Source organism: Corynebacterium sp. UBA4397 (assembly GCF_002390965.1).
Classification (GTDB): domain Bacteria; phylum Actinomycetota; class Actinomycetes; order Mycobacteriales; family Mycobacteriaceae; genus Corynebacterium; species Corynebacterium flavescens.
This window is the reverse complement of record NZ_DGRD01000028.1, coordinates 236-25,402: the sequence shown is the minus strand read 5'-3', so window position 1 is coordinate 25,402 and position 25,167 is coordinate 236. Positions and strand designations below refer to the sequence as shown.

General features: G+C 61.0%; 29 protein-coding genes, 1 tRNA gene and 2 pseudogenes. 19 read left to right on the top strand and 13 right to left on the bottom strand.

Translation table 11 applies throughout. The features are described 5' to 3' along the window. Positions 1–170 (top strand): annotated as a pseudogene (locus tag B2696_RS06365) (HNH endonuclease); the annotation flags it as partial. Positions 171–310: 140 nt separating this feature from the next. Here the strand turns inward: B2696_RS06365 and B2696_RS11480 are convergent. Further along, on the bottom strand, positions 311–811 hold the full coding sequence (locus B2696_RS11480) for an arsenite efflux pump (RefSeq protein WP_349679252.1): 501 nt from the start codon (positions 809–811) through the stop codon (positions 311–313). An 18-nt stretch (positions 812–829) separates the two neighbouring features. Continuing rightward, positions 830–1,267 (bottom strand): bile acid:sodium symporter, encoded by a 438-nt coding sequence (locus B2696_RS11475; protein WP_312955510.1) that lies wholly within the window; start codon positions 1,265–1,267, stop codon positions 830–832. Between the two features lie 100 nt (positions 1,268–1,367). Here B2696_RS11475 and B2696_RS06355 point away from each other — a divergent pair, with 100 nt between their 5' ends. Further along, on the top strand, positions 1,368–2,165 hold the full coding sequence (locus B2696_RS06355; RefSeq protein WP_312955513.1) for an SDR family oxidoreductase: 798 nt from the start codon (positions 1,368–1,370) through the stop codon (positions 2,163–2,165). A gap of 40 nt (positions 2,166–2,205) precedes the next feature. Here the strand turns inward: B2696_RS06355 and B2696_RS06350 are convergent, their stop codons facing one another. Together B2696_RS06350 and B2696_RS06345 are read right to left on the bottom strand one after the other, a co-directional pair. Beyond that, on the bottom strand, positions 2,206–2,547 hold the full coding sequence (locus B2696_RS06350; RefSeq protein WP_286954533.1) for a hypothetical protein: 342 nt from the start codon (positions 2,545–2,547) through the stop codon (positions 2,206–2,208). Between the two features lie 146 nt (positions 2,548–2,693). Further along, positions 2,694–3,200, bottom strand: a complete 507-nt coding sequence (locus tag B2696_RS06345) for a hypothetical protein (RefSeq protein ID WP_286954531.1) — start codon at positions 3,198–3,200, stop codon at positions 2,694–2,696. A 203-nt stretch (positions 3,201–3,403) separates the two neighbouring features. Between B2696_RS06345 and B2696_RS06340 the strand changes: the two genes are divergently transcribed. Genes B2696_RS06340 through B2696_RS06310 form a run of 7 tightly spaced genes read left to right on the top strand, consistent with a single transcriptional unit; the run spans position 3,404 to position 8,119 of the window. After that, entirely contained in the window at positions 3,404–4,258 is an 855-nt protein-coding gene (locus B2696_RS06340) for an ABC transporter ATP-binding protein (protein ID WP_075730453.1), read from the top strand. Next, the gene (locus B2696_RS06335; protein WP_286954528.1) at positions 4,255–4,908 is read left to right on the top strand and encodes an ABC transporter permease; all 654 of its coding nucleotides are present in this window, start codon (positions 4,255–4,257) and stop codon (positions 4,906–4,908) included. Before B2696_RS06340 ends, B2696_RS06335 begins: the two co-directional genes overlap by 4 nt. Then, positions 4,905–5,591, top strand: a complete 687-nt coding sequence (locus tag B2696_RS06330; RefSeq protein WP_286954526.1) for an ABC transporter permease — start codon at positions 4,905–4,907, stop codon at positions 5,589–5,591. The genes B2696_RS06335 and B2696_RS06330 overlap by 4 nt, the downstream gene beginning before the upstream one ends. Before the next feature lie 15 nt (positions 5,592–5,606). After that, entirely contained in the window at positions 5,607–6,524 is a 918-nt protein-coding gene (locus B2696_RS06325; RefSeq protein WP_286954525.1) for an ABC transporter substrate-binding protein, read from the top strand. A 34-nt stretch (positions 6,525–6,558) separates the two neighbouring features. Then, positions 6,559–7,368 (top strand): glutamate racemase, encoded by an 810-nt coding sequence (locus tag B2696_RS06320; RefSeq protein ID WP_276622946.1) that lies wholly within the window; start codon positions 6,559–6,561, stop codon positions 7,366–7,368. A gap of 5 nt (positions 7,369–7,373) precedes the next feature. Continuing rightward, positions 7,374–7,763 (top strand): hypothetical protein, encoded by a 390-nt coding sequence (locus tag B2696_RS06315; RefSeq protein WP_276622945.1) that lies wholly within the window; start codon positions 7,374–7,376, stop codon positions 7,761–7,763. Beyond that, a complete protein-coding gene (locus B2696_RS06310) occupies positions 7,763–8,119 on the top strand; it encodes an iron chaperone (RefSeq protein WP_075730459.1) in 357 nt (118 codons plus the stop codon). Before B2696_RS06315 ends, B2696_RS06310 begins: the two co-directional genes overlap by 1 nt. A 21-nt stretch (positions 8,120–8,140) precedes the next feature. On the opposite strand, the gene B2696_RS06305 is transcribed toward B2696_RS06310, so the two are convergent. Then, complete coding sequence (locus B2696_RS06305; protein ID WP_276622944.1) at positions 8,141–9,040, bottom strand: LysR family transcriptional regulator; 900 nt, start codon at positions 9,038–9,040, stop codon at positions 8,141–8,143. 171 nt (positions 9,041–9,211) lie between these two features. Between B2696_RS06305 and B2696_RS06300 the strand changes: the two genes are divergently transcribed. Next, positions 9,212–10,255, top strand: a complete 1,044-nt coding sequence (locus tag B2696_RS06300) for a YeiH family protein (RefSeq protein ID WP_276622943.1) — start codon at positions 9,212–9,214, stop codon at positions 10,253–10,255. Here the strand turns inward: B2696_RS06300 and B2696_RS06295 are convergent. Further along, positions 10,244–10,801, bottom strand: a complete 558-nt coding sequence (locus B2696_RS06295; RefSeq protein WP_286954521.1) for an alpha/beta fold hydrolase — start codon at positions 10,799–10,801, stop codon at positions 10,244–10,246. The two genes, B2696_RS06300 and B2696_RS06295, sit on opposite strands and share 12 nt — an antisense overlap. 317 nt (positions 10,802–11,118) lie before the next feature. Here B2696_RS06295 and B2696_RS11565 point away from each other — a divergent pair, with 317 nt between their 5' ends. Continuing rightward, positions 11,119–11,511 carry an NUDIX hydrolase gene (locus B2696_RS11565; protein WP_414646592.1) on the top strand — a complete coding sequence of 131 codons (393 nt, stop codon included), beginning with the start codon at positions 11,119–11,121 and terminating at the stop codon, positions 11,509–11,511. Positions 11,512–11,698: 187 nt separating this feature from the next. Here B2696_RS11565 and B2696_RS06290 read toward each other — a convergent pair. From B2696_RS06290 to pgm, 4 genes and pseudogenes are all read right to left on the bottom strand, one after another. Beyond that, a tRNA-Ala gene (locus B2696_RS06290) sits at positions 11,699–11,774 on the bottom strand. A gap of 88 nt (positions 11,775–11,862) precedes the next feature. Further along, the gene (locus B2696_RS06285; protein WP_286954520.1) at positions 11,863–12,600 is read right to left on the bottom strand and encodes a DsbA family protein; all 738 of its coding nucleotides are present in this window, start codon (positions 12,598–12,600) and stop codon (positions 11,863–11,865) included. 101 nt (positions 12,601–12,701) lie between these two features. After that, positions 12,702–13,166, bottom strand: coding sequence for a MauE/DoxX family redox-associated membrane protein (locus B2696_RS06280; RefSeq protein WP_075730465.1), 465 nt, complete (start codon positions 13,164–13,166; stop codon positions 12,702–12,704). A 10-nt stretch (positions 13,167–13,176) separates the two neighbouring features. After that, positions 13,177–14,743, bottom strand: a pseudogene (gene pgm, locus B2696_RS06275) (phosphoglucomutase (alpha-D-glucose-1,6-bisphosphate-dependent)). A gap of 190 nt (positions 14,744–14,933) precedes the next feature. Between pgm and B2696_RS06270 the strand changes: the two are divergent. Both B2696_RS06270 and B2696_RS06265 read left to right on the top strand, forming a co-directional pair. Beyond that, a complete protein-coding gene (locus tag B2696_RS06270) occupies positions 14,934–15,236 on the top strand; it encodes a fluoride efflux transporter family protein (RefSeq protein WP_286954518.1) in 303 nt (100 codons plus the stop codon). Next, on the top strand, positions 15,233–15,589 hold the full coding sequence (locus tag B2696_RS06265; RefSeq protein ID WP_075730468.1) for a fluoride efflux transporter FluC: 357 nt from the start codon (positions 15,233–15,235) through the stop codon (positions 15,587–15,589). The genes B2696_RS06270 and B2696_RS06265 overlap by 4 nt, the downstream gene beginning before the upstream one ends. Here the strand turns inward: B2696_RS06265 and B2696_RS06260 are convergent. Beyond that, positions 15,586–18,090: an ABC transporter permease gene (locus tag B2696_RS06260; RefSeq protein WP_286954515.1), complete on the bottom strand. Its 2,505-nt coding sequence runs from the start codon at positions 18,088–18,090 to the stop codon at positions 15,586–15,588. The two genes, B2696_RS06265 and B2696_RS06260, sit on opposite strands and share 4 nt — an antisense overlap. Further along, positions 18,090–18,818 (bottom strand): ABC transporter ATP-binding protein, encoded by a 729-nt coding sequence (locus tag B2696_RS06255; protein ID WP_075730470.1) that lies wholly within the window; start codon positions 18,816–18,818, stop codon positions 18,090–18,092. Before B2696_RS06255 ends, B2696_RS06260 begins: the two co-directional genes overlap by 1 nt. A gap of 184 nt (positions 18,819–19,002) precedes the next feature. On the opposite strand from B2696_RS06255, the gene B2696_RS06250 reads away from it, so the two are divergent. Genes B2696_RS06250 through B2696_RS06225 form a run of 6 tightly spaced genes read left to right on the top strand, consistent with a single transcriptional unit; the run spans position 19,003 to position 24,156 of the window. Beyond that, positions 19,003–20,040 (top strand): polyprenyl synthetase family protein, encoded by a 1,038-nt coding sequence (locus B2696_RS06250; protein WP_286954513.1) that lies wholly within the window; start codon positions 19,003–19,005, stop codon positions 20,038–20,040. After that, positions 20,033–20,962: a phytoene/squalene synthase family protein gene (locus tag B2696_RS06245; RefSeq protein WP_286954511.1), complete on the top strand. Its 930-nt coding sequence runs from the start codon at positions 20,033–20,035 to the stop codon at positions 20,960–20,962. Before B2696_RS06250 ends, B2696_RS06245 begins: the two co-directional genes overlap by 8 nt. 15 nt (positions 20,963–20,977) lie before the next feature. Next, positions 20,978–22,642, top strand: coding sequence for a phytoene desaturase family protein (gene crtI / locus B2696_RS06240; protein WP_286954509.1), 1,665 nt, complete (start codon positions 20,978–20,980; stop codon positions 22,640–22,642). A gap of 4 nt (positions 22,643–22,646) precedes the next feature. Further along, on the top strand, positions 22,647–22,976 hold the full coding sequence (locus tag B2696_RS06235) for a lycopene cyclase domain-containing protein (RefSeq protein ID WP_075730474.1): 330 nt from the start codon (positions 22,647–22,649) through the stop codon (positions 22,974–22,976). Next, positions 22,973–23,260 (top strand): lycopene cyclase domain-containing protein, encoded by a 288-nt coding sequence (locus tag B2696_RS06230; RefSeq protein ID WP_075730475.1) that lies wholly within the window; start codon positions 22,973–22,975, stop codon positions 23,258–23,260. Before B2696_RS06235 ends, B2696_RS06230 begins: the two co-directional genes overlap by 4 nt. Further along, on the top strand, positions 23,257–24,156 hold the full coding sequence (locus B2696_RS06225; protein WP_276622935.1) for a prenyltransferase: 900 nt from the start codon (positions 23,257–23,259) through the stop codon (positions 24,154–24,156). Before B2696_RS06230 ends, B2696_RS06225 begins: the two co-directional genes overlap by 4 nt. 14 nt (positions 24,157–24,170) lie before the next feature. Here the strand turns inward: B2696_RS06225 and B2696_RS06220 are convergent, their stop codons facing one another. Beyond that, the gene (locus B2696_RS06220; RefSeq protein ID WP_286954505.1) at positions 24,171–24,980 is read right to left on the bottom strand and encodes a glycosyltransferase family 2 protein; all 810 of its coding nucleotides are present in this window, start codon (positions 24,978–24,980) and stop codon (positions 24,171–24,173) included. Positions 24,981–25,167: the final 187 nt, after the last annotated feature.

Below are 25,167 nucleotides of genomic sequence, written 5' to 3'. Positions count from 1 at the left end.
ATCTCACGCCGTGGAGTCACGGCGGGGAGACCAACATTGCGAACCTGGTGACCTTGTGCAACTACCACAATGGTGTCAACGAGGATGATCCGAATGCGCCACCACGCCACGGGCGCCTTGCCCGCCAAGGCGGAACAATAGTCTGGCAGCCACCACACACAAGCCGTTAGGACACCAAGCCCAACGGCTACTTTCCGCACCCTATCGCAGGTAGGGCACGGCGTCGGCTTCGATTACGGGAGACTCGCTTCTTATCTGCCACTCCCACCATGCACTCAAAAACCCAGAAGAACCGGTTTGAGAGTTGGATTTAACATGCTTGCCTCACCCAGCGCGGCAGCATGCGCACCAAGATGACCATGAGGACAAGCTCCACCAGCGTCTGTGTCACCACCACGAGCGGAGCCAGCGCGAACTGCGCTGGCAGAGCAAGGACAAGGGGCAAGACTACGAGGGAATTGCGGGTGACGGCGCTAAAGGCCAGCGCACGGGTGCCTGCCGCGTCCATCCGCACAACACGGGCACAAACGAGAGCGGCTGCCAGCATGATAAGAGCAAAGGCCACAAAGACCGGCACCACGATCCACAAGCGGCGCACCTGCATACTCACCTGCGCTATCTGGGAGGCAACCACCACGGCAAGCGTGGCCATCATCAGCGGAACCATTGCTGCGGCGACGCCGCTCTCCCAACCGCGGGCCGCAGCTGAACGCCGCGCCACGGCCTGAGTCGCGATTGCCGCAGCGAGCGGAACCACAATAAAGAGGAGGAAAGCCTCGAGGAAAGGCCCAAACTCTACCGCCCCCACCACACTGGGCCCGGCGAAAAGCTATAGGTAGAAAGGCAAGAGCAACATCTGCGCTCCCATGAGAACCGGTGTGACGCTGAGCAGGCGTTTCGTATCGCCGCCGGCCAGTCCGGCAAAGACGATGACGTAGTCCACGCACGGACAGAGCAATACGAAAAGGGCGCCGACCAAGAGAGATTGCTCCGCAGCCAGCGGCCTTGTCACCAGCCAGACCACCACTGGGCCCGCCACGAAATTCAGAGCGAGGATCAAGCCGAGGAAGCGCCAATCCCACAGGGCCTTAAGGACCTGCGAAAAGGGGATGGCGAGAAACGTGGCATAAAGCAACGCCATAAGCACCGGCGTGATGGCATGCTCCAAGAAACCCGCCAAGCCCGGAAGCCCCAAACCGAGCAGCACGCCGAAGGCAATACTGAGCGCATAGAGCAATACCTGCCTGCGCTCCATCGCTGCAATCATGATCTCTTTCTGTCCCTTTTATCCAGCAACGCCGGTATTGTGATCTGTGGATACATTCCACCCAACCGTGATCCTCCCCATATTAGAAAGGGATCCTCTCGTGGACATTTCAGGCAAAACCATAGTGGTAACCGGTGCCGGAAACGGCATCGGACGCGCAGTAACACTCCTCCTTCTTTCCAAGGGTGCGCTCGTAGCCGGCGTCGACCTCAACGCGGCCGGTCTGGCCGAAACCGCTGAGCAAGCCGGTGCCGGTGCACGGTTTAGCCAGCACGAGGTCAACATCACCGACCGTGAGGCCGTGGCCGCCTTGCCTGCACAGGTCGTCGAAAAGCATGGGCAGATTGATGGCCTCATCAATATCGCCGGCGTCATTCAGCAATTTGTGCGCGTAGTTGATCTTCCCTACTCCGAAATTGAGAAGGTCATGAACGTGAACTTCTGGGGCACGATCAATACCTGCAAGGCCTTCCTGCCCACTCTCCTCACTCGGCCGCAAGCCAGCATCATCAATGTTGCGAGCATGGGCGCATATACCCCGGTTCCTGGCCAGGCGGTTTATGGCGCATCCAAGGCAGCAGTCGCGCTGCTCACGGAGGCCCTCTATGCAGAGCTGCTAGATACGAAGGTATCCGTCGGCATTATCTACCCCGGTTCCATTGCCACCGACATCGCCGTCAATTCCGGCCTGGCTGCCATGGACGAGTCCAGCGATGCCCCGCAGCAGAAGACCACCAGCCCCCAAGAGGCCGCGGAAGTCATCGTCACCGCGATTGAAAAGGAGAAGTTTCGCGCCACCATCGGCAGCGATGCGGCCATGCTGGACAAACTCTCGCGACTCAACCCGAAGTTCGCCACGCGGATGCTGGCGAAGAAGATGGGCGGGTTGCTCGGATAGGTTTTCCCACCTGAGCAGTGAAGCATCTAGGGAAGGTGCATCATGCGCTCAAAGGGCGCTCAGTAACGGTCACACTCATAATTTCCACCTCGGCGGGGTCCGCAGCCGCATACCACCCCATGTACTGATCCCCTTTGAATCCCAGAGCCAAGGCCTGTTCCGGAGATGGTCCGGCGTAGGCCAAGTTCACCTTTCCCATATCCCAGCCCGTGAGAAGCATGCGTCCCACACTGACTTTCGCACCTCGCCACAGACCGTCTACCTCCCGAAACAGCCGGCGGGTGAGAGAAGAGCAAGCAATATTGACCCACCGAATACCGTCGGTATTGCCAAACTTGATGCCGTCAGGAAAATCGGCGGCACCTTCACCGGCTGAAATCACTAACCTGACAAATCCTGCGCCACCTGAGCGCGTCACATAAATCTTGCCGCGGTATTCAACCACACCACCCGACGTTGGAAAACCACCCATCTGTGCGCCCCTTTTCCACCACTCTTTGTCCTTGACAAGCCTTGCTGAGGGTTTGCCTACCTCGCTCGTGGCCACCTCCACCACCTGCGGCGACGCGGTGGGGCGGCCTTCCACGCCTCATCAAACAACGGTACATCCCACTCCAAATAACGGTCATCATCAGCAGCAAAGAGCTCATGCAGTTGCTCCGCACGCTCAAACCACGCCGCATAACTTGGCCAATGCCCGCGATACTCCCACCCCGGATCACAAAAAGTATGGATCACCAACACCGCCGGATCGCCGGATACATCCGCCCCATCAAAACAGAACACATCATCAGTCCCATCCATCTCGGCGAATGGAACCAATACTCGAAATGCAAACTGCTCGCGCAAGACGCGAGAATGAAAGAGTTGACGTGACTCGGCCGTCGCTGTGAAGTACCAGGGCTCAAGATCAGGCGGCACTTCTAACTGCAAGGCGTTGAGAAATGCTGGTGGGAACGCATAAGCGGCCGGTGCGAAGCGCTGCATCTCCTCAAGCCTCTCGGGCGGAGTCAGAAGCCGATGTTTTTTACCCACGAGGACTCCTCGTCATCTTCGACAAAGCAACTAATCTGCGAAAATCCTAACGCAGCCATGCTTGATTCGCCTCAACAATTAGATGACCTCCACCACACGAGATGGATCCTCGGCTACGGTGGGGGACTTAGCGCTTGGGGCAGACGCCTCAACCGCGATGCCAAGCGGGGACTGCACACCCGCAGGCGGAAAGGAGTCTCGCCATGATTGAATTCTTGGACGTCAGCAAGGAATACCCCGGCGAGGCTGTGGCGGTGCGTGATTTTTCCCTCCAGATTCCCGCACACCAGACCACAGTTTTTGTCGGATCTTCCGGCTGCGGAAAGACCACGCTGCTGCGAATGATTAACCGCATGGTGGAGCCCAGTAGCGGGCAGGTCACCATTGATGGGGAGAACATCCGCGAGAAAGACCCCGTGCGCCTGCGCCGTGGCATCGGCTACGTGCTGCAAAACGCCGGGCTCTTGCCGCATCTGCGGGTCATCGACAATGTGGCGTGCGTGCTGCGGCTGGGCGGCGTCGCCAAGCACGAGGCCCGGCAGCGCGGTGAGGAGATGATGGCGGCCGTGGGCCTTGACCCCGCCCTTGCGGGGCGTTATCCGGGGCAGCTCTCCGGCGGGCAGCAGCAGCGCGTGGGCGTGGCCAGGGCCTTGGCAGCGGACCCAAATATCTTGTTGATGGATGAGCCCTTCGGCGCGGTCGATCCCATCGTCCGTAGCGAATTGCAGGATGAGGTGGCGCGTCTCCAGCGTGATCTGCGCAAGACCATCGTCTTTGTCACCCACGACATCGACGAGGCTTTTCGCCTCGGCGACCAAATTGTCATCCTGCAGGCCGAAGGCCAGATTGCCCAGGTCGGCTCCCCCGCGCAGATTCTGGCCTCCCCCGCCAGTGATTTTGTGGCTGACTTCGTAGGCCTCAAGCGTGGTTCGCGCGCGCTTTATTCCCGCGAGACCGAGAAGGGCACCGTGCTTGTCGACGGCGCTGGGCGCCCTCAAGGCCGCCTCATCAAGGCCGCAGAAGCGGATGCGGCTAGGGAGACCGGGGTGGGCGAGTGAATTGGCTCAGTGAGAACTACCCGCTGGTGTTCAGTCTTTCGGTGCAGCACCTGCGCCAGTGCCTCGTGCCGATTCTCCTAGGGGTGATTATTTCCGTTCCCATCGGCTGGGTGGCATTCCGCTACGCGCGCACCCGTTCGGCGCTGTTAGCCTTGACGGGGATTCTCTATGTCATCCCCTCCCTGGCACTCTTCGCGCTGCTCCCGCCGCTTTTGGGCATTAGCTTCCTTTCGGAGACCAATCTGAGCATTGCGCTGACCATCTATGCCGTGGCCACGATGACGCAATTCGCCGCCGACGCCTTCGGCTCGGTGTCCCCGCAGACGCGCTCTGCCGCTACGGCGGTGGGCTACAGCGGCTGGGGCAGGTTCTGGAAGGTGGAGCTACCCTTGGCGGGCCCGGTGATTTTGGCCGGGCTGCGGGTGACGGCGATGTCCACGGTGTCGCTGGCCACCGTGGGTGTGCTCATCGGCGTGAGCAACCTGGGGTACCTCTTCACCAACGGCTATCAACGCCAGATCACCGCCGAGATTCTCAGCGGCGTCCTCGCCGTTGCCCTCATCGCGGTGGTGCTTGATCGCGTCCTGCTCCTGGCTGGGCGGGCTCTCATGCCGTGGCAAGTTGTCCAGCGGAAGGCGGCGCGCGCATGAATCTCTTTTCCGAGGCCTTAGCCTGGATCTTCTCCCCCGAACGCGCTGGTGGCGCGCTGCCGCTGGGCCAGGCCATTGCCACCCACCTGGGGTTTAGCTTCGCCGCGCTGCTCATTGCCGCCCTCATCGCTATTCCCACTGGCTGGTTCATCGGCCACACCGGACTAGGGCGTGACCTCGTCATCGCGCTTACTGGCGCCAGCCGCGCTATCCCCTCCTTTGGTCTACTCCTGCTCCTCGTAGTTCTGTTGGGCGTAACGCACAAGGAGGCGGCCACCGTCACGGCGCTGGTGCTGCTGGCGCTCGCCCCGATCCTCGCCGGTGCCTACTCAGGTATCGAGGGCGTTCCCGCCGCCACGAGGGACGCCGCCTCCGCCATCGGGATGAGTCAGTGGCAGGTGCTCTTTCGCGTCGAAGTCCCGCTCTCCCTGCCCATCCTCTTAGGCGCCATACGCTCCGCGTTGCTGCAGGTGGTTGCCACCGTCACCATCGCCGGCTACATCAGCAATTGGGGGCTGGGCTTCTACATTATCCAAGGCATCCAGCTGCGAGATTATGCACAGATCCTCGGGGCCTCGCTCCTCATCGTCGTCCTAGCCCTAGCCCTCGACTTCATCTTCGCCGGGCTGAACAAAGGTCTGAGCAGGTTTTTCGACCCGCTTGGAGCTTCGACCTCCACTTAGAAAGGCAACATCCCCATGCGTCTCAATTCACTTAGCTCCCGCACTGCAATCGTCGCCGCGCTTGGCGCCCTCGCCCTAAGCCTGTCTGCCTGTGGCACCTCCTCAGATCCTCTCGCCACGGACGAAGGCGCCTCCGGCCAAGACCCCGACACCATCGTCGTGGGCTCTCAGGCCTACTACTCCAACGAGATCCTCGCCGAGATCTACGCCCAGGCGCTGGAGGCTGACGGCCACAAGGTGGAGCGCAAGCTCAACATTGGCCAACGTGATGCCTACATGCCTGCCTTGGAAAGCGGTGAGGTTGAGGTCTTCCCCGAGTACACGGGCAACCTCCTGCAGTACCTCGACCCGCAGACGCAGGCCAAGTCACCCGAGGAAGTGACCGCGGCGCTGCAGGGAGCGTTGCCGGATTCGCTGCGCGCGCTAGACCCGGCGCAGGCAACGGATCAGGATTCCTATAACGTCACTGCGGATTTCGCCGCCGAGCATGGACTCTCCTCCCTCGAGGATCTTGCAGGTCTCGACGTTCCGATCACCTTGGGCGGGCCCGCCGAACTGGAGCAACGCCCCTATGGCCCCACAGGGCTCAAGGATGTCTACGGCGTGGACAGCACTTTCGAGGCCACGGGCGATACTACCGTTCCGGATCTGGTGGCAGGCACCGTCAACGTGGCCAATGTCTTCAGCGCCGATCCGCGCATCAGCACCGATAACCTCGTCACTCTAAAGGATCCGAAGAACCTCTTCCTCGCTTCCCAGGTGGTGCCGTTGGTCTCATCCTCGGTCTCCGAGGAGGTCGCGCCCGTGCTCAACGCCGTCAGCGCCCAGTTAAGCGCCGAAGACCTCGTGGCACTCAACGTGCAATCCACCGTGGACCAGCGCTCCAGCGCCGACATCGCCCGGCAGTGGCTGCAGGCGCATAATCTGGCCTAAACCGCTACCTGCTCACCGGAAGAAGATACCCCTTATGACATATATCCCGGCTCTCGCCCACCCGGTGGCAGTGTTCGACGCGGGGCTGGGCAGCTTCGACCTAGTGCGCCGGCTGCGCGCGGCCTATCCCACGCAGGACATCATCTATTTAGCTGATCGCGCCAGTTTCCCCTACGGCGCCAAGTCCGTGCCAGACCTCCTGCATTCGGTCGCTCGCGCATGCCAGACCCTCGTGGTGCACGGCGCTAGCGCCATCGTGCTGGCCTCCAACGCGCCCAGCGTCACCGTACTCGACGAGCTACGGCCCCGCTTCGGCATTCCCATCTTTGGTATCACTCCCCCGATTCGCGCGGGCTTAGACCTGCTTGGCGAAGACTCCTTTCTCGCCATCGCCGGCGCCCGCGTCATGGTGGAAAGCACTGCCCTGCGTGCGCTCATCTCAGCCGAGGCCGGGCCCGACGCTGCCCGAGTAGTCTCGGTGGCCGCCGAAGAGCTCATCGGACTCGTCGAGTCTGGCGCCTTCTTAGATAAGGCGAGAATCCGCCATCCACTCGAGGACTTCCTGCACGCCTTGCGCACCCAGTATCCCAACCTTGCCGGCATGACCCTCTCCAGCACGCACCTTCCTTGGTTGGCCCCGGCCCTGCAGGAACTCGCCCCAGACCTCCGGCTTTTTGACCCAGCCGATGACGTTGTCGCTGACTTCGCCCCCTTTGTCATCCCCGGCTCGGGCCGGCTGCTCACCCTGGTCACTGAGTCCCCGGCGCACCCATTATCGGAGTTCAACGCCATGACCAAACAACTGGGCCTCAACCTTAATCCCCAACTTATCGAAATCCCCTGATACCTATGGACATCAACCTTCCTACCGATTGCGGCAATGCGCCGCGCATCGGCATCGTCTCCGAATTCGCCGTGAGCTGGGCTCAGGGCAATGCCGCGATGGTGCGCGCTGGGCTCGTCGAAGGCGCCGCTCTATCCGTGGCAGGCAGCAAGCACGCGGGCGCGTCCTCGGTGGAGGAATTCCTGCGGCTGCCCTTTTCTCCTGAGAGTATGGAGCTCTACTCCGTCATCACCCACGGGCGGCTCGCCTCCTGCGATGGAGTCCTGCGCGCCGGTGACAAGCGCCTTGATTTCAGCCTCGTGTTCCGCTTTGCCAGCACTTCCAAGACCGCCAAGATAGCGCAGCTGCGCCTGTACTGTATTGAATCATCTCCCCCGGAAAGGAAGGCGCGTTGATGTCAACGGTCGATAGCTACCTAGAAAAGTTCCCTGAGGCCCACGCGGCACGTCTGAGCGAACTGCGGGCTTTGATTAGGGAGGAACTGCCCAAGGCCCAAGAAGAAATCAAGTGGAGCTCCCCCGCCTACTCAACAGAGACTATTTTGGTGACCTTTGCGGGATTCAAGAAGCACTTCAACGTCTACTTCACGCCCAGCACCATGCAGGCCTGCGCGGAACTGCTGGCCGAGTATAAGACCGGCAAAAGCGCCCTCAGCTTGGACTATGACAAGCCCCTGCCCCGCGCGCTGCTCACCAAGCTCCTCGCCTTCCGCCGCGCGGAGTATGAGCGCGATGACATCGGTTGGATGTAAGCCTTCTCAGCCTTAGTCTCCTCAAACCCGCGGCAGGGAACCTTCAAACAGGGGCCGAACGTGCCGGGGAAGGCGCTTGCCTGCCCAGATGACAGTCAGCGGGCGCTGGATCGATAGACCGGTTACCTGGACCCTACACAGCCGGCCAGCCTCAATATCTTGTGCAACCGCCAAGGAGCTCAAAGGACCAGGGGCTAGCCCGCTGATAATCGCGCTCCTTACCCCAAGCGTGGTTTCCAGCACCGCCGCCGGTTCTGCGCTGCGCGGATAGCCTGCATCAGCCAGAGCGTGCTCAAAAGCCTCGCGGGTTCCGCTGCCCAGCTCCCGCAGCACCAACGGGGTCCGCGCCAGCTCCTGAAGGGCCACTCCCCTCTTCTGTGCCCAGGGATGTTTCCTCGCCACCACGACCTCGATGGTGTCATGCGCCACCGGCAGGGAGGATAGATCTGCCGGCACCACAGGGGTTTCGATGTAACCAATATCCGCCGCACCTGCGCGAACCGCCTCGATGACCTTGCTGCTATTTTCTGCTTTGAGCTGGATGACGGGCCCTGCCCCACCCACCTTCTCGCGCCATTGCGCTATCCATTGCGGCATGAGGTGCTCCGCAATAGTCAGGCTGGCTTCCACCCGTACCTTGCTTCCTGAGTCATTGCGCAGGTTGACCGCCGAGGCATGAAAGCTCTCCGCAGCGGCGAGAACTGGACGCGCCCAGCCAATGACGAGCTCCCCCGCTGCGGTAGGCAGAGAGCCCCTCGCCGAGCGCTGCAGCAAACGCACCCCCATCTCCTTCTCGAGCCGCCGAATCCGCAGCGACACCGCCTGCTGGCTCAGCCCCAACGAAGCGCTCGCCGCCGAGATGCTGTGCTCCTGGCCTACCAGGGTGAGCGCGCGCAGTGCCGCCAGATCCAGATCCTGCATGCTCCTCTCCTGTCTTTGTTTATTACTACTTCTACGGATTGTGCTGCTTCTTGTTCTTCTGCTTCCTGACTTCAGCACTCCACCGCGATGCGCTCAACCACAAGCTTTACTTGTAGCCTACGCGGCTCCCCGTACTTCCCCTCCCCCGACATCGACGCGCAAGCTAGATGCATGAATTCTTTCCGCCTCGTCGACAAGCAACGCGCACTACTACCTGGAGTTGCTGTGTCCTTCGCCGCCGCCGCAGTATCCTACGAAGCCTCCCGCCTTATCCCCGGAGTCAGCGCGCTGCTCATTGCGATAATCCTCGGCATTCTTCTCACCAACGTCACAACGCTGCCGCAGTCTCTAGCCCCCGGGATCGACTTCGCGGCCAAGAAGCTCCTGCGCCTGGGCATCGTCTTCCTCGGGCTCCAGCTGGTGCTTTCCGACATCCTGGCCCTCGGCGCGCCAACGCTGCTCGTGGTGGTCTGCATCGTCACCGGCGGCATCGCCAGCACCCTCTTGCTTGGCAGGCTTCTTCGTGTCAGGTCCCAGCTCAGCCTGCTTATCGCCTGCGGCTTCTCTATCTGCGGCGCCGCCGCCGTGGCCGGAGTCGCCGGGGTCACAGATCCGGAGGATAAGAAGGAAGAAGATACCGTAACCGCCGTCGCTCTCGTGGTCATCTTCGGCACGCTGATGATTCCGCTTATCCCGCTTCTCTCCACCGCCTTCGGCCTAGATCCAGAAACCGCCGGCAAGTGGGCCGGAGGTTCCATTCACGAGATCGCCCAGGTGGTAGCCGTGGGCGGCATCATCGGTGGAAGCGCCCTGAGCACCGCCGTAGTCATCAAACTGGCCCGCGTCTTGCTCCTTGCTCCGGTGGCATTGATCTTGAGCATTCATCAGCGCCAACAACAACGTGCCGCCGCAAAATCAGCCGATCCCGCTAGCAACAAACCGGAAGCCAAACTCCCTCCGCTTGTGCCACCCTTCATCATCGGCTTTCTCGCCCTTGTGGCTCTGCGCTCTCTCCTCCCCGTGCCCGAATTCGTGCTTGACCTAGGCCAGTTTGCCCAAACCTGGCTCTTAGCAGCAGCAATGTTTGGCTTGGGCTGCGGAGTCAAGATCCGCAGCCTCATCACGGTCGGCCTGCGGCCCTTCATTCTGGCAGCGCAAGCTACGCTCGTGGTCGCCACCATAAGCTTTATCGGAATGACAACGCTAGCGGCCTAAAGACTTTCTTAACAAGAAGTCGTTGAGAACGGAGGAAAATAGCTCTGGTGTCTGGGTGTTAGCTAGGTGCCCGCCGCCGTCGATAATGCGCAACTCGGAATCGCGGCTACCGCTCGCAAGTGCCCGAGCCGCTGGAATACTTGCCCAGTCCTTAGAACCGCAGATCACCAGCGTGGGAGCTGCGATCAACGCGAGCTTACTCGAGAAGTCGGTATGAGAAACTGCATCCACGACCGCGATGAGCTGGGACTTGCTGACGCCTGCCGACGAGATCATCCTCGCCGGCAGCAGGCGCATAAACGCCCTTTGGATCTTCATCAGCACCCTAGGTGGTTTCACTTGTCCGGCCGCCAATGTGAGCCTAATCGTTCGCTCGGGATGCTCGACCGCGATCTCGAACGCAAGCATCGCTCCCAGCGAAAGGCCGCAAAAATGCGCGGCCCCAATCTCAAGCCGGTCGAGGTCTGCAAGGATGCCTTCAGCGGCTTCGGCAAGCGCGAAATCCTCGACACCCAAACTACCTTTCACGCGGCCCGGTGCGTCCACGCATCAGTGGTGTCTCCGAGCCCGTGGATGAAAACAACTACCTGTTCCATTCCCATGCTTTCATTCCTCACCCATCTATTGGCCAACGCTGCTGCTCAATGTAAGCAGCTCCTATTCCCGACGAGGATACCCACGCGCAGTACGACTCTGCCTCGCTCTCTGCCGCGGCGACTGGACGCACTCATCTACATCCAGAATCCGCCCGCATCCAAGCTAGAGTTATCAGCGTGGCCGGGTACCAAGGAGAGGATCGCCGTGAAGCGTTTAACGCCCCTGCGTGATGGTGAGAATATGCGCACCCACTCAAACGGCCAAGACTGGGTTGTGTCCTGGCATCACAGCACCGAGAAACCCACGGGGCCGCCGGCGTTTGCCTGACCCACCCCGGAGAGTTGGTTCTCATCAGCCACGAAGGCGATCACTGGGGTTTACCTGCGGCTCGCCCCGAGGGAAACGAACAACCCGAAGAGACCTTGGTGCGGGAAATACTGGAAGAGGCCTGCGCCCTAGTCACCGGTTACCGGTTGCTCGGATTCTCCCGCAGCCTCTGCATCGAGGGTCACGAGCGGGGCTTAGTACTAGTGCAATCGTACTGGCGAGCGGAAGTCATGGTGCAACCATACGAGCCCCGCTTCGAGGTCCGGCATCGCCGACTGATTCCAGCTGATCCCGGATCCACGTTCCCACTCCCGAGAATCCTAGCCATCTAGGCTGTCATATAGCCCAGTGCGAGCACCAAAAGGCCTACCACCCCCAGGTCCACGGTAAATAGGGTGCTCCCGATTGGGCCCCTCAGGGCGTGAACACGGCGTAGATGCCGAGTAGGAACCACGCAACCCCCACGGATCGCAAAAGTCTCGAGCACCGTTTTATGAACGATGTCTCGAGACTTCATAATGGTGGAGCTAAGGGGATTCGAACCCCTGACCCCCACACTGCCAGTGTGGTGCGCTACCAGCTGCGCCATAGCCCCATTAAGCTCGCCACATTCTTTCGTTTGCAACGGGCTTAACTATATATGGTTCCATTTTGTAGAAACAAATCGCGTGCTAGAACACGGTTTAGGAGGTGACGATGGAGACCCAATCCTCGATGGACTGGCTGTCATCGGCGGGCACGTCCTTGCCGTCTTCGATGATGCGGGGTGAAGAAACCTTGCCGGTGGTCTTTTCCAAGAGGTCGTAGTTGGCCTTGGCCAGCTTATTTCCGTTCTTGATGTCGACGTCCTTAATATTCTTCACGGTATCCGCGTCCGCGCCGAGCTCCTTGGCGGCGTTGCCGAAGTCCTCAAAGGACCACTGGTTCGCAACGTCCTGCTGTTGCTCAAGCAGGTAAGAACGCAGGTTCCAGTAGACCTTCGCATCCCCAGACTCCGCGACCTGCTCCATGACGGCGGCCGCCTTGGTGGAGTGGCCGGAATTGTTCTCAATGTCCTTGCCGTCCAAGAAGTTCAGCGTGCGAACGTTGACCACGAGTTTGCCTGCCTCGATGGCATCCTTCATCTGACCGTCGGTGGCGATAGCCAGCTCGCCGCAGTGCGGGCAGGAGAAGTCCTCGTAGAGGTCAACTTCGGCGGCATCTGCTGCAGCGTTGGCGGACTTCAAGGTGACGGCATTATCCGCGAACACCATGTCCATTGCGACATCCCGCTGCTCGTACTCTGCCAGTGCGGAGGTCTTGGCGCCGCGGCCATTCCACACGATGTAGCCGATCACGATTGCGATGATGACCAGAAGGACGCCCACAGCCCAGATGAATCCGTTGCTGTTTTTGGCGTTAGGGTCGGTTACTTTGCTCATTGTCTTCCTAAGCTTCTATGCACCGGAGGGCTAACAAGCAGTGCTGCCCGCGGCGCAAAATGAGTATCTATTCTGACTAATTAAGCCTACAGGTTTCCGTTTTAGGGATGCAGGGCAAACTTGGCGAAAGGACGCTTGATAGTCCACACCATCAGCACAATGTAAAACGTGTCACGTGCCAAGGTTGTCATGTAATTCATGACTTGCGCGTTCTCGTTGGGGTCCACGCTAAAGCAGCCACAATCGATGCCCAGTCCGCGCGCCCAGGCCTGCCCGATGCCCACCATGAACAGGCCCAAGACAATGGTGCCGATGACCGCAGACTGACGCAAGAAGATCCCCAATAGGAGAAGCACGCCGCCGATGAGTTCCAGAGGGCCGATGAGAAAAGCCAGGTAGTTGGACCATTCTGGCGTGAAAATCTCATAGGCCTTGATGGACTGGGTCACCGACATGTGCTCACCTATCTTGGCGGCGCCGGCCTTGATCCAGATATAGGCCATGTAGAAGCGCGCTATGGCACTGATGATGTCAAGGACGAGCTTCTTATCAATCTTTTTAGTCACGCAAAATAGTTTAACCCTCAACTTTGAGGGCGTGGGAAACGAGATCGCGTGCTTCCTGCTGAACCTGCTTGAGATGTTGCTCACCTAGGAAAGATTCTGCATAAATCTTGTACTTCTCCTCCGTGCCCGAAGGACGAGCGGCGAACCAGGAGTTCTCCGTCATGACCTTCAGCCCNNGCCAGCTCGGTCGCGGTGACCTGCTCGGGGGAAAGCTCTTTTAGGATTGCCTTCTGCTCGCGGGTGGCGGGGGCGTCGGTGCGCGCATAGGCCGGATTGCCAAACTCGGCGGTCAGGCCGGTGTAGAGCTGCGAGGGCGTCTTGCCGGTGACTGCGGTTATCTCCGCCGCGAGCAGGTCCATGATGAGGCCATCCTTGTCAGTGGTCCACACCCCGCCTTCTCGGCGCAGGAAGGAGGCGCCGGCGGATTCTTCGCCGCCGAATCCCAAAGTGCCGTCACTAAGCCCGGGCACAAACCACTTGAAGCCAACGGGAACCTCGACCAAGGTCCGCCCGAGCTTGGCGACGACGCGATCGATCATCGAGGAGGACACCAACGTCTTGCCTACGCCTGCATTTCCCCACTGCGGGCGGTGGCTAAAGAGGTACTCAATGGCAACGGCCAAGTAGTGGTTGGGGTTCATCAGCCCAGCATCCGGGGTGACAATGCCGTGGCGGTCAGAGTCAGCATCATTGCCGGTGGCGAGATCGTATTTATCGCGGTTAGCAATGAGCGAAGCCATGGCGTCCGGCGAGGAGCAGTCCATGCGGATCTTGCCATCGGTATCGAGCGTCATAAACCGGAAGGTGGAATCGACCAGTGGATTGACCACGGTCATATCCAGCCCATAATGATCGGCGATGGCCGCCCAGTAATCCACGGAAGCACCGCCCATCGGGTCAGCGCCGATCTTTAGGCCAGAGGCGGCGATCGCATCCATGTCCACCACGGACTTCAGGTCTTCCACGTAGGACTCGAGGAAGTTATGCCGCAGGCAGCGCTCATCGAGCACGCCGGTGACGCTCACACGTTGCACTCCAGCCAGCCCAGCGCGCAGATACTCATTCGCGCGCTCGGCAATCCAATCGGTGGCGGAAGTATCGGCGGGCCCGCCAGTTGGCGGGTTGTACTTGAAGCCGCCGTCACGCGGCGGGTTATGGGAGGGCGTGACCACGATTCCGTCGGTGCCGGGGTGGGTCAAAATGGCGTGGGAGACGGTCGGAGTGGGCGTATAGCGTCCGCGATCATCGACGAGGACCTCTATCCCATTGGCCAGGAAGACCTCGAGCGCGGAGACCATGGCCGGCTCAGAAAGGGCGTGCGTATCGCGGCCGATGAACAACGCACCGGTGATGTCCTGCCCGCGGCGATAATCCACAATGGCCTGGGTGATGGCGAGAATATGCTGCTCGTTGAAGGCAGAATCAAAAGCAGATCCGCGGTGGCCAGAGGTGCCAAAGGCCACGCATTGCTCGGGCACATCGACATCAGGGATGCGGGTGTAATAGGCCGTGACGAGGGCGGCGATGTCGACGAGATCCTGGGGTTGTGCTGGCGTACCAGCGCAGGGATGGGACATGTGGAATCATTCTCCTTAAATCAAGCGCAACGAGGCCACTGCGAGTCGAGCACGCTCCGCCGCGAGCAGAAGTTATTCTTCCTCCCCTAGCTTGCCCGCAAATGCGGGTCTTCGCAGCAGGTGCAAGCCCCTGCACGGGGGTAGAGCGTTAAAAGGTCCAATCCTGCTTCCTTCCGAGTAGCCTGAAGCCATGCCTCAAGCCCTCGTCGTCGGTTGCGGCGCCGCACTCGGTGCCCTCGCCCGTTTTGCTGTCTCCTGGGCCCTAGCCGGCGGAATGCTTCCGCTACTGCTCATCAATGTCCTTGGCAGCGCGGCGATGGGCTACTGGAAGCCCGGCCCCTTCTGGGGAACGGGATTTTTGGGCGGGTTTACCAGTTTCGCCACTTTCGCTTTCCTCACCGGAGAGGCCTCGGCCGCAGCGGCCGCGGGCTATGTCGCCGCCACCGTCATTGGCTGCGTCGGCGCATATTTGCTGGGAGACAAGCTGCGATGACGCTTTCTGCACTCCTTTATGTGGCGCTGGGCGCCTTCGCAGGCGGCGTGCTGCGCTATGGATTCACCCGGATTCTGCCCTCCCCCATATGTACTTTTGCCGCCAACCTCGTCGGCTCCCTCGCCATCGGCCTAGCCTATGGGGCACTGAGCCTGGGCGCGGGCGAGGAGATCATCTCCCCCCTCTGCATCGTTGGTTTTGCCGGCGGCTTATCAACGTGGTCGACTTTTGCCAAGGAGCTGGGTGAGATGGTCAAAGAAAAGAGGTACTGGGCCTTCATCCAGTACCTCTTTTGGTCCCTCGGGCTCGGCATAGCCGTGGCCTGGTTGGGCGCGACGTGGATTGCCTTTTAGGCGGCAATCGCCTCCAGCGGTGGCGTCTTGGCCGCACGGTGGGAGGGCCAGAGGGCTGCAACGATGCCAACGAGGCCAGAGCCCAGCAGCATGATGACGATAAGGTCCCAGGGCACGGTGACGGTGTCGAGGCCGACGCCTCCCAAGACGTCGATAAACGCCCAGCCCAGACCCAAGCCAATGATGACGCCGGAAAGGGCGCCGAAGATGGCTATTCCGACTGCCTCCAGGGTGATCATGGTGCGGATCTGGCGGCGCTGCGTACCCACGGCACGCAGCATGCCAATCTCTTGGCGCCGCTCGATGACACCGAGCGTCAGCGTATTGACGATGCCCAGGATCGCGATGATGACCGCCAGTGCAAGAAGGCCATAGAGAATGGCGAGCATCTGGTTGATCATGGCCGCGGCCTCACCGGCGAAGTCCTCGCTGGACATCACTTGGACCACGACGAGGTCCTTGACGGAATTCTCGAGGTTCTCGCGCAGATCATCTCCGGTGCCGTTGACGCCCACCATGTAGACGGTTTGGATGCCAGCGGGGATCTGAGGGCTGGCGATGACCATGTTCTCCACTATCCGGTTGGGCGCAAAGATGCCCTTGAGCTCAATCTCGCCCACCGGCTGGCCGTCGACCGCGAGTGGATAGGATTGGCCCACCTTCCAGCCATGGGCGGCGGCGAAGTCGGTGGTGGCGAGGAAGCCCTCGTCAAAGTCGGCGCTTCCCTCCGCCATGTCGAAGGAGATCATGTTGCTCGGGTTGTTGTCGACCACGTAGGACTTCTGCAGCTCAGGGCCGTAATCCATCGACGATGCCCCGTCCACGGTGGCTGAGGCTATGGAGAGCTGCAGCACCTCGGTGACACCGGGCGTATCCGCTGCTACCTGCGCAGTTTGCGCCGGCGTGGGAAAGTTACCGCTGGTAGGGCCGCTAAGAATATAGTCAGCGGTGATATTGGACTCCAGGGTATCGGCCACGGAGGACTTCATGGTCGCCCCGAGCATGCCAATGGCAGTCACCAACGCCACACCCAAGGTCAGCGCGAAGGCGGTGGTTGCCGTGCGCCGCGGGTTGCGGCGGGAGTTGGTCGAGGCAAGCTTGCCGACGGCGCCAAAAGGCGCACCAATAACCCGCCCCAGGCCAGGAACGATACCCAGGGACAGGGCCGGGGAGGCCAGGAAGAAGCCAACGATGACGGCCAAGGCACCCACTCCCACCAGGCTGGCAAGCCGCCCAGTGGAGCCGTCCATCAAGGTGCAGGCAACGGCAAGGCCCGCGCCCACGGCAAGCAAGAGAACGCCAATAATGGTGCGCACCTTCAGCGGGGAACCCGCAGCCTGTTCCGTGGTGCGCATGGCCTCGACGGGCTTGACCGCACCCGCCCGGCGCGCCGGCGCCCAGGCGGAGATGACGGTGACCACGGTGCCGAGGACGATGGGCACGACGACCGCGGAGGTCGACAGCCCCAGCGAGGAGCCCATGGGCATGCCCTGCCCGTTGAGCACTGCCTTGATGATGGCGACCAGACCGATGCCGGCTACGACACCGACTGCTGAGCCGATAACGCCGATGATTGCGGCCTCGAATACGACAGAACGCGTGATCTGCCCACGTGAGGCGCCCAGCGCGCGCAGCAACGCGAACTCCTTGGTGCGCTGGGCCACGATCATGGAGAAAGTATTGGCAATAATGAAAGTGCCCACGAGCAGGGCGATGAGGCCGAATGCAATGAGGAAGTAGTTAACAAACTTCAAGGCGGAACTGATGGCATCGGAGATTTGTTTCGCCACCTTCTCCCCCGATTCGGCGCTCAGGGTTGGGTAGGTGACATTGATGTGATCCACCAATTCCTCGGGACTCACCCCTTCCGCGGCGGAGACCACCAGCTGCTCCGGGTTGCCGTATAACTCGATGAAGGCCGGGGCATCCATCTCCAGCAGCAACGCCTCACCCTGCTCGACGGAGGGCTTGAAGAGTCCGCTCACGGTGACGCTCTCGCGATGATCGGGGTGGACAACGATGATCTCATCGCCGACGTTGATGCCGAATTTCTCCGCAGCGGAGTCATTGACAATGACCTCCCCCGTGCCCTGCGGGGCAGCGCCCTCAACTATCTCGGCGGGCTTGCCCACCACCTCCTCTGCTGGATAATAGGGATTGAGTGAGGCCGAGCCTCCCCTCGTCTGGAAAGCCTCTGCGTCCTTATTGGCCACGACTACGGTCTGGGTAGATTCCGCGTTGACGTTCGCTATCTCGGAATCCTGCGCCAGCTGGGTGCGAATCTCCTCGTTGAGGCTATCTCCGTTGACCGCCGCATCGACATCGCTGAAAGCATTGGATACCGCAGCATCAAAGGTCGAGGAAAGCGAGTTGGTGAACATGAAGGAACCGGCGATGAAAGAGGTTCCCAGCACCACAGCGAGAAGTGTGAGGGCTAGGCGCAGTTTATGTGCCATGATATTGCGCAGGGAAACTTTGCGCATGGTGTTATTGGCTGCCATTAGCTCTCAATCTCCGCCATCACCTTGTGGATGGCTTCCATAGTTGGATTGTGCAGCTCATTGACCAACTTGCCATCCGCGAGGAATACCACGCGGTCGGCGTAGCTGGCCGCCTTGGCGTCGTGGGTGACAATAACGACGGTCTGGTTATCGCGGTCGACGGCGTTGCGCAGGATAGCGAGCACCTCGGCGGAGGAATTGGAATCCAGGTTTCCTGTGGGCTCATCGCCGAAGATGATCTCCGGACGCGAGACCAAAGCGCGAGCACACGCCACGCGCTGCTGCTGGCCACCCGAGAGCTCAGCGGGACGGTGCGTGAGACGATCCGCCAGGCCAAGGCGCTCAGTGACCTCCGTGTACCACTGCTTGTCCAGCTTCTTGCCGGCGATATCAGTGGGTAGGGTGATGTTTTCTGCCGCCGTAAGCGTGGGAACGAGGTTGAAGGATTGGAAGATAAACCCCAGGCGGTCGCGGCGCAAGGCCGTGATTTGCTTGTCCCCCAGCTGCGACATGTCCGTGTCCCCGATGAAGGCCGAGCCACTCGTGGCCGAGTCGAGGCCCGCCATAGTGTGCATCAGGGTGGACTTGCCCGAACCCGAAGGGCCCATGATGGCGGTGAAGTGGTTCTTGGCAAACTCGACGTTGATGTGATCCAAAGCGGTCACGGCGGTATCGCCCTGGCCGTATTGTTTGAACAGTTCGACGGCGCGGGCCGCGGCTGCAGTCATGGGGAGATCTCCTCAGAAGTAGTGATGTGCTCTTCTACCTTACTTGCCAGCGCGACACGCCTCGCACCGGCGGATCAATCAGTGACATTTGTCAGCACCAGGGGGCCACACGAACCCTGTGGCCGATGGACTACACTCGGTGCGAATTGGTCTATCCGCAATTTCTAGAGGAAGACACGCCCCCATGGACAAGCCCGAAGCAACAGCATTCCGTTTGGGGGAAAGCGCACGCACAGTAAAGCCCGCAGATTCTCCCGAAGGTTTTCTCAATAACTGCACCCAAGAATCAGTCACCTACTTGGAGGGATTTCTCCACGATCAGCTCGCCGCTCACCGCTGCGCCACGCAGCACCTCGACGTCCACCTGCTCGAATACTTGCACGACACCCTCACTGCGCTGGCGACTGGGGGCAAACACGTTCGCTGCCGCCTTGTCCATCTCGCGGCAGGGCAGCCGGCGACCCGCGCTGCCTGTGTTTTTGGCGCCTGCGTAGATCTCCTCCATTCGGCTTTCCTTATCCACGATGACATCATCGATGAGGATCTGCTACGTCGCGGGGAGCCTACGGTCCATGCTCTTGCCATCGAGGCACTGCGCGCGCGGGGAGCCTCGCGCCCCAGGATTGACGGCACGAGCCTCGGACTGCTCATCGGAGACCTCGCGATGTCTTATGTCTATCAAATCCTCGCGGAGGCGGACCTCTCCCCTAACCTGCTCCGGCAGGCCGTGGGAATGTTTGGCACCATCAGCGCGCAGACCATCATCGGCGAGCTTTTCGACGTCGAACACAACGCCCTCCACGAGACCCACATCGCGCATATCGCCCGCAGTAACCACCTCAAGACAAGCTGGTACAGCTTCGTCTTGCCGTTGTGCCTAGGAGCAGCGGCCGCTGGCCGCGATCCGGAGGCTTTTTCCAGCATCGGCATTCATCTGGGAAAGGCCTACCAGGCAGGAGACGATCTCCTCGGGGCCAGCACCACCGGGCTCTCCGGCAAGGCCGCCAGCGATGTCGAGGCGGGGCGCGCAACCCTGCTCACCGCCCAGCTTGCTCGCGGCTTAAGCGTCGAGGAGGCCACCGCAAATGTACTTAGCGCCGTGCGCGGCGAGCTGACCATAGCCCGCAAGGAAATTGACGCCGCCCCCATCCCGAGCGACGTGCGCAGCGGCTTGCGCGGGGTGGCGGATGACATCGAGAAGATGGTGGTGGGCCTTGTTTAAGAACGCAGGAGACAAGGAAGCCTCAGCTGCGGATGCGGGCTACCTCGCGCGCTACGACGCCGCCGCCCTCGCGGCCACGTCACGCATCATCGCCCGCTACTCCTCCAGTTTTTCTCTGGCCACCCGGCTGCTCGGCGGGCAAGTGCGCCAGGATATTCGCAGCCTCTACGCCGTGGTCCGCATCGCCGATGAGATAGTTGACGGCACAGCAGGTGCCGCCGGTCTGAAGCGATCCCAGGTTGCCGAATACCTCGATTCTTATGAACAGGCGGTCCTCGCCGCACCACGTCTGCGCTTCCACGCCGATCCCGTCCTCCACGCCTATGCAATTTCGGCCCGGCGCTGCGGCTTCCGCGACGAGCACATGCGCGCTTTCTTCTCTTCCATGCGCCGCGATCTCACGCAGGACACCTACGCCGAGGATGACTTCGCCGCCTATGTCTACGGCTCCGCCGAGGTCATTGGTCTGCTTTGCCTCGATGCTTTTCTAGCGGGCAAGAAGCTGCGGCCCGGGCGCCGGGCCTTCCTAGAGGATGGCGCGCAAAGACTCGGAGCAGCCTTCCAAAAGATCAACTTTCTACGGGACTTGGCCGAGGACCGCGAGATCCTCGGCCGCAGCTATTTTCCGCGCCTGGCCACACAGGAATTGGATGAGGAGAACAAAGAGGCTCTCATCGCCGATATCCGTTCTGACCTGGCCGTCGCACGCGCCGCTACCGGCTACCTGCCGCTGCGCGCCCGTGTCGGAGTCAACCTCGCCACCGAGCTCTTTAGTGAACTCGCCGAGCGTCTAGCAGAAGTGCCGGCGGCTGAAATCTCCCTCCGCCGCGTGCGCGTGCCCGCAGCACATAAAGCCTTGCTCATTGTCCCGGCTCTCTTTCATTCTTTTTTCCCCGGCTTCTCACCCCAACCCCAGAAATAGGTAGCTGATTACACCATGGCTTTATTGAACAACCGGCTCACCCGTCTGCTTTCCTCACGCACCCATCCTTCTAGTAGATCCGATTCCTCTAGGCAGCCGGAATCCGTCGTGGTCATCGGTGCCGGGGTGGCCGGGCTAGCCACAGCCGCCCTGCTGGCGCGCGATGGCAAACGGGTAACGGTCGTCGACAAGCAACCAGAGGTGGGGGGACGCGCCGGAACCTACAGCGAGGGCGGCTTCCGTTGGGACACGGGCCCGTCCTGGTACCTCATGCCGGAGGCCTTCGACCACTTCTTCGAGCTCTGCGGAACCACCACCGACCAAGAAGTCGAGCTGGTAGACCTTAGCCCGGCTTATCGCGTCTACAGCGATAATGGTAGTGCCGTTGACGTCGAAACCGGCATCGATGAGGTAGCGACGCTCTTCGAAAGCCTCGAGGAGGGCGGCGGGGCCCGCGTGCGCGAGTATCTCAACCGCGCCACGGATGCATATAACCTGGCGCTGGCGCGCTTTTTATACACCACTTTCTCCGACCCGCGGGAGCTGGCCGGTGCTGCGGTTCGCCGCCGCCTGGGCACCCTGGCACAACTGCTGACCCGTAGCCTCGATAGCTACGTCTCCTCGCAGTTTCGCTCCCGCCTCGCGCGTCAGATTCTCTCCTACCCCGCGGTTTTCCTCTCGAGCCAGCCGCAGCACACCCCCGCGCTCTACTCACTGATGAGCCACACCGATCTCGTCGAGGGCGTGCGCTACCCGCGCGGTGGTTTCGCTGCGGTAGTCGAGGCCATCGCCCGCCAGGCCCGCGACGCCGGCGTCGACTTCCTCCTAGGCCAGGAAGTCACCGCGATCCTCACCGCGGGCGGCGACCGGGAGCCCACCCGCGCCACCGGGGTGCAGGTCCTTGGCCCGCAAGGCCCGCAGACGCTGCTTGCCGATGCCGTGGTCTCCGCAGCCGACCTCCACCACACCGAAACCGAATTGCTTCCCCCCGAGCTACGCTCCTACCCCGAGGAATATTTCGCGCGACGCGATCCCGGCCTTGGCACGGTGTTACTCTTGCTCGGCGTGCGCGGTGAGCTGCCCCAGCTCGCACACCATACGCTGCTCTTTTCTCAGGATTGGGACCCGGATTTCCGCGCCGTCTACTCCGGGCCGGAGCCCACCCGCCCGCTCAAGGCCTCGCGCTCCATTTACGTATCGAAGACCTCTGCGAGCGATGCCGCAGTTTCCCCCGCGGGCCACGAGAACCTCTTCGTGCTGGTTCCCACCCCGGCCGAGCCGGGACTGGGCCACGGGGATGCCTATCGCGCGGAGCAGTCGCCGCAGGTGAAGGCCATCGCTGATGCCGCCATCGCCCAGATTGCCGCCTGGGCCGATATCCCGGACCTGCCCGAGCGAATCGTCGTGTGTAAGACCTTAGGCCCGGCCGATTTTGCCGAGCGTTACCACGCCTGGAGCGGCGGCTCGATTGGCCCCGCCCATACGCTGGGCCAATCCGCGTTCCTACGCGGAAGCAACCGCTCCGCCCGCGTGGACAACCTCTACTATGCCGGCGCCACCACCGTGCCGGGAGTCGGCGTGCCCATGTGTCTGATCTCCGCAGAAAATGTGCTCAAGCGCATGCACGGTGACACCACGACTGCTCCTCTCGAGCCTTCCGCGCTACACGGTAGGAGCTAGACCTATGGCGGCGGTTTATCTCCTCATCCTCGGCTTTTCTCTGCTCGGCATGTTCCTGTGCGATCACCGCTGGCGGCTGACCTTCTTCCACGACGCGCGCCGCGCTTGGCTGCTGTGCATTGCCTGCACCGTCCTCTTCCTCGTGTGGGATGCACTCGGCATCGCCACCGGCACCTTCTTCCGCGGCGGTTCACCGTACATGACAGGCATCGAACTCGCCCCCGAGCTCCCCGTCGAGGAGCCGATCTTCCTTTTCTTCTTGTCCTATCTCACCCTAAACCTCATCAGTGCTTTTCGACGTCTCTTCTCCTCCCGGCAGGAGTCCCCCCAATGACTTATCTCCTCATCAGCGCGCCCTTCCTGGCGCTCGCCCTTGTGATATGGGTTCTTTATTCTCGCCGCCTGCCCCACGCCGTGGCAACGACTGCGGCGGTAGGCGCCGTTCTCCTCGTCCTCACAGCGGTTTTTGACAACCTCATGATTCTCGCCGGGCTTGTCGGTTACGGCTCGCAGCAGCAGCTCGGCATCCGGGTGGGCCTAGTTCCCGTCGAGGACTTCTTTTACACCATCTTTGTGGTGCTCATTCTATGCGCGCTATGGAAAGGTACCCGCTCATGAATCAGGAACGCACTCCCTCCCTGAGCGCGATTGCGCGCACGGTTTTTGTCTCCTCGCGCCCGATAAGCTGGATCAACACAGCCTTCCCCTTCGGCGTGGGCTACCTCATCAGCGGGGGCTCAATCGATCTGCGTTTAATCCTGGGCTTCCTCTTCTTCCTCATTCCCTATAACGTCGCGATGTACGGCATTAATGATGTCTACGATTATGAATCCGACATCCGCAACCCCCGCAAGGGCGGCGTCGAGGGCGCGGTATTAGGCCGGGAATTCCACCGCCCCATCCTCTGGGCCGCGGCAGTGAGCGTTATTCCCTTGAGCCTTGTACTGCTCGCCATGGGCACGCTCGCCTCTGGGCTCTGGCTGGTCTTTTCGCTCTTCCTTGTCCTTGCCTATTCCTTCAAGGGCCTGCGTTTCAAGGAGAAGCCCTTCCTGGATTCCTTGACTTCCAGCGGGCACTTTGTGACCCCCGCCCTCGTGGGCGCCGCCATGGCACCGACCGCGCCTGGTATCTCCTTCTACGCGGCCTGCATTGCTTTCTTCCTATGGGGTGCAGCCAGCCACGCCCTCGGCGCGGTCCAAGACGTCAAGGCTGACAACGAGGCCGGCATCTCCTCCATTGCCACCGCCTGTGGCGCGCGCCTGACAGCGCGTTTGGCCACATTCTTCTACCTCGCCGCCAGCCTCATCGTTCTCACGCTCCCCTTTCCTGCTCTTATCCCGGGAATCCTCTCCTTGGGATACGTCATCAACGCCGCTCGCTGGTGGAATATCACCGACGAGAACTGCGAGGACGCTAATAAGAGCTGGCGCGTATTCCTGTGGCTGAACTACGTCACCGGTGCCACCGTGACAATCAGCCTTGTTGCCGCCGGCGTGTTCAACCACCTTCTCTAATGCAATGAACAACCCTAGCGACGAGCCTGAAGGCGCTGCCACAGACGTTGTTGCGGGGATTGCTTCCGCCAATTGCTGAAGATGGTATAGAAGCCGCGATAGAAACGCCTGGCCATCTGCCTTATCCCGCGTAACGCCCGCGGGTCCATCTCGACGCCAATCTCATCGCGTACAGCGACCGTCTCATCAGGGCGGACGGCAAAAGACAAATGCAAGTCCTCGTGTACAACAGGATCGCTATAGTCGACTCCGTCTCTCACCGACAGCCACCAACTACGCCTGATACTGCAGTTAGTCCCAAAGATGGGCGCGTGCCCCAACGCTGCCCCCGCTGTCAGGCGATAGGCCCCTAGATAAACACGCGATAGCAATCCCGCCCACGGGCTTGGGAGCTCAAATCGCGCTGCGCCGGTCATCGCTACAACCTTGCGGCCACTGCCACGCCCGCCCTGAGCCTGCGAACTCTCCGCAGCCAATACCTCCCGCCAGGCCTCCATACTTTTTGCCACATAGTCACTCCGAAGCACAGTATCGGCGTCTGTGCGCAGGAAAATGTCTCCCCTCGCGGCATTGAAACCGGTGTGCACCGCCCAGGTGATCCCCCTGCGAGGTTCCTCCACCACCCGCGCCCCGAACTCTTTGGCCGCGCTTTCGCTATCATCAGTGGATCCATTATCGACCACGAGAACCTCAGCCGGCGCGACTGTCTGCTTTTGAACGCTACCCAAACAACGCCTCAACAAAACGGCATCATTATAGCAAGGAATGACGATACTGCACGTGAGCGGCGCCGCCGAGGCACCCACCGCGAATTCATGGCTCATGTTTGGCCAGCCTACGGCATACCCGGCCCCTAACACGGACGCTTACCGGTTGCTGTTCCACTTTTGAGGCGCTGGTGCCAGCTTTTCCTTGTTTGTTTTGGTGTGTGTTGTGGGTGTGGGGTTGTGTTGGCGGTAAATAGTGGCCAATTTCTTGAGGTAGCTTCTAGTCGTGAATGCATCACTCCTA

Excerpts from the sequence above, each read along its gene's own strand:
- B2696_RS11475 (WP_312955510.1), bottom strand. The coding sequence starts at position 1,267 with ATGATTGCAGCGATGGAGCGCAGGCAGGTATTGCTCTATGCGCTCAGT.
- B2696_RS06340 (WP_075730453.1), top strand. The coding sequence starts at position 3,404 with ATGATTGAATTCTTGGACGTCAGCAAGGAATACCCCGGCGAGGCTGTG.
- B2696_RS06330 (WP_286954526.1), top strand. The coding sequence starts at position 4,905 with ATGAATCTCTTTTCCGAGGCCTTAGCCTGGATCTTCTCCCCCGAACGC.
- B2696_RS06325 (WP_286954525.1), top strand. The coding sequence starts at position 5,607 with ATGCGTCTCAATTCACTTAGCTCCCGCACTGCAATCGTCGCCGCGCTT.
- B2696_RS06320 (WP_276622946.1), top strand. The coding sequence starts at position 6,559 with ATGACATATATCCCGGCTCTCGCCCACCCGGTGGCAGTGTTCGACGCG.
- B2696_RS06315 (WP_276622945.1), top strand. The coding sequence starts at position 7,374 with ATGGACATCAACCTTCCTACCGATTGCGGCAATGCGCCGCGCATCGGC.
- B2696_RS06310 (WP_075730459.1), top strand. The coding sequence starts at position 7,763 with ATGTCAACGGTCGATAGCTACCTAGAAAAGTTCCCTGAGGCCCACGCG.
- B2696_RS06305 (WP_276622944.1), bottom strand. The coding sequence starts at position 9,040 with ATGCAGGATCTGGATCTGGCGGCACTGCGCGCGCTCACCCTGGTAGGC.
- B2696_RS06300 (WP_276622943.1), top strand. The coding sequence starts at position 9,212 with ATGAATTCTTTCCGCCTCGTCGACAAGCAACGCGCACTACTACCTGGA.
- B2696_RS06285 (WP_286954520.1), bottom strand. The coding sequence starts at position 12,600 with ATGAGCAAAGTAACCGACCCTAACGCCAAAAACAGCAACGGATTCATC.
- B2696_RS06270 (WP_286954518.1), top strand. The coding sequence starts at position 14,934 with ATGCCTCAAGCCCTCGTCGTCGGTTGCGGCGCCGCACTCGGTGCCCTC.
- B2696_RS06265 (WP_075730468.1), top strand. The coding sequence starts at position 15,233 with ATGACGCTTTCTGCACTCCTTTATGTGGCGCTGGGCGCCTTCGCAGGC.
- B2696_RS06260 (WP_286954515.1), bottom strand. The coding sequence starts at position 18,090 with ATGGCAGCCAATAACACCATGCGCAAAGTTTCCCTGCGCAATATCATG.
- B2696_RS06255 (WP_075730470.1), bottom strand. The coding sequence starts at position 18,818 with ATGACTGCAGCCGCGGCCCGCGCCGTCGAACTGTTCAAACAATACGGC.
- B2696_RS06250 (WP_286954513.1), top strand. The coding sequence starts at position 19,003 with ATGGACAAGCCCGAAGCAACAGCATTCCGTTTGGGGGAAAGCGCACGC.
- crtI (WP_286954509.1), top strand. The coding sequence starts at position 20,978 with ATGGCTTTATTGAACAACCGGCTCACCCGTCTGCTTTCCTCACGCACC.
- B2696_RS06235 (WP_075730474.1), top strand. The coding sequence starts at position 22,647 with ATGGCGGCGGTTTATCTCCTCATCCTCGGCTTTTCTCTGCTCGGCATG.
- B2696_RS06230 (WP_075730475.1), top strand. The coding sequence starts at position 22,973 with ATGACTTATCTCCTCATCAGCGCGCCCTTCCTGGCGCTCGCCCTTGTG.
- B2696_RS06225 (WP_276622935.1), top strand. The coding sequence starts at position 23,257 with ATGAATCAGGAACGCACTCCCTCCCTGAGCGCGATTGCGCGCACGGTT.
- B2696_RS06220 (WP_286954505.1), bottom strand. The coding sequence starts at position 24,980 with ATGAGCCATGAATTCGCGGTGGGTGCCTCGGCGGCGCCGCTCACGTGC.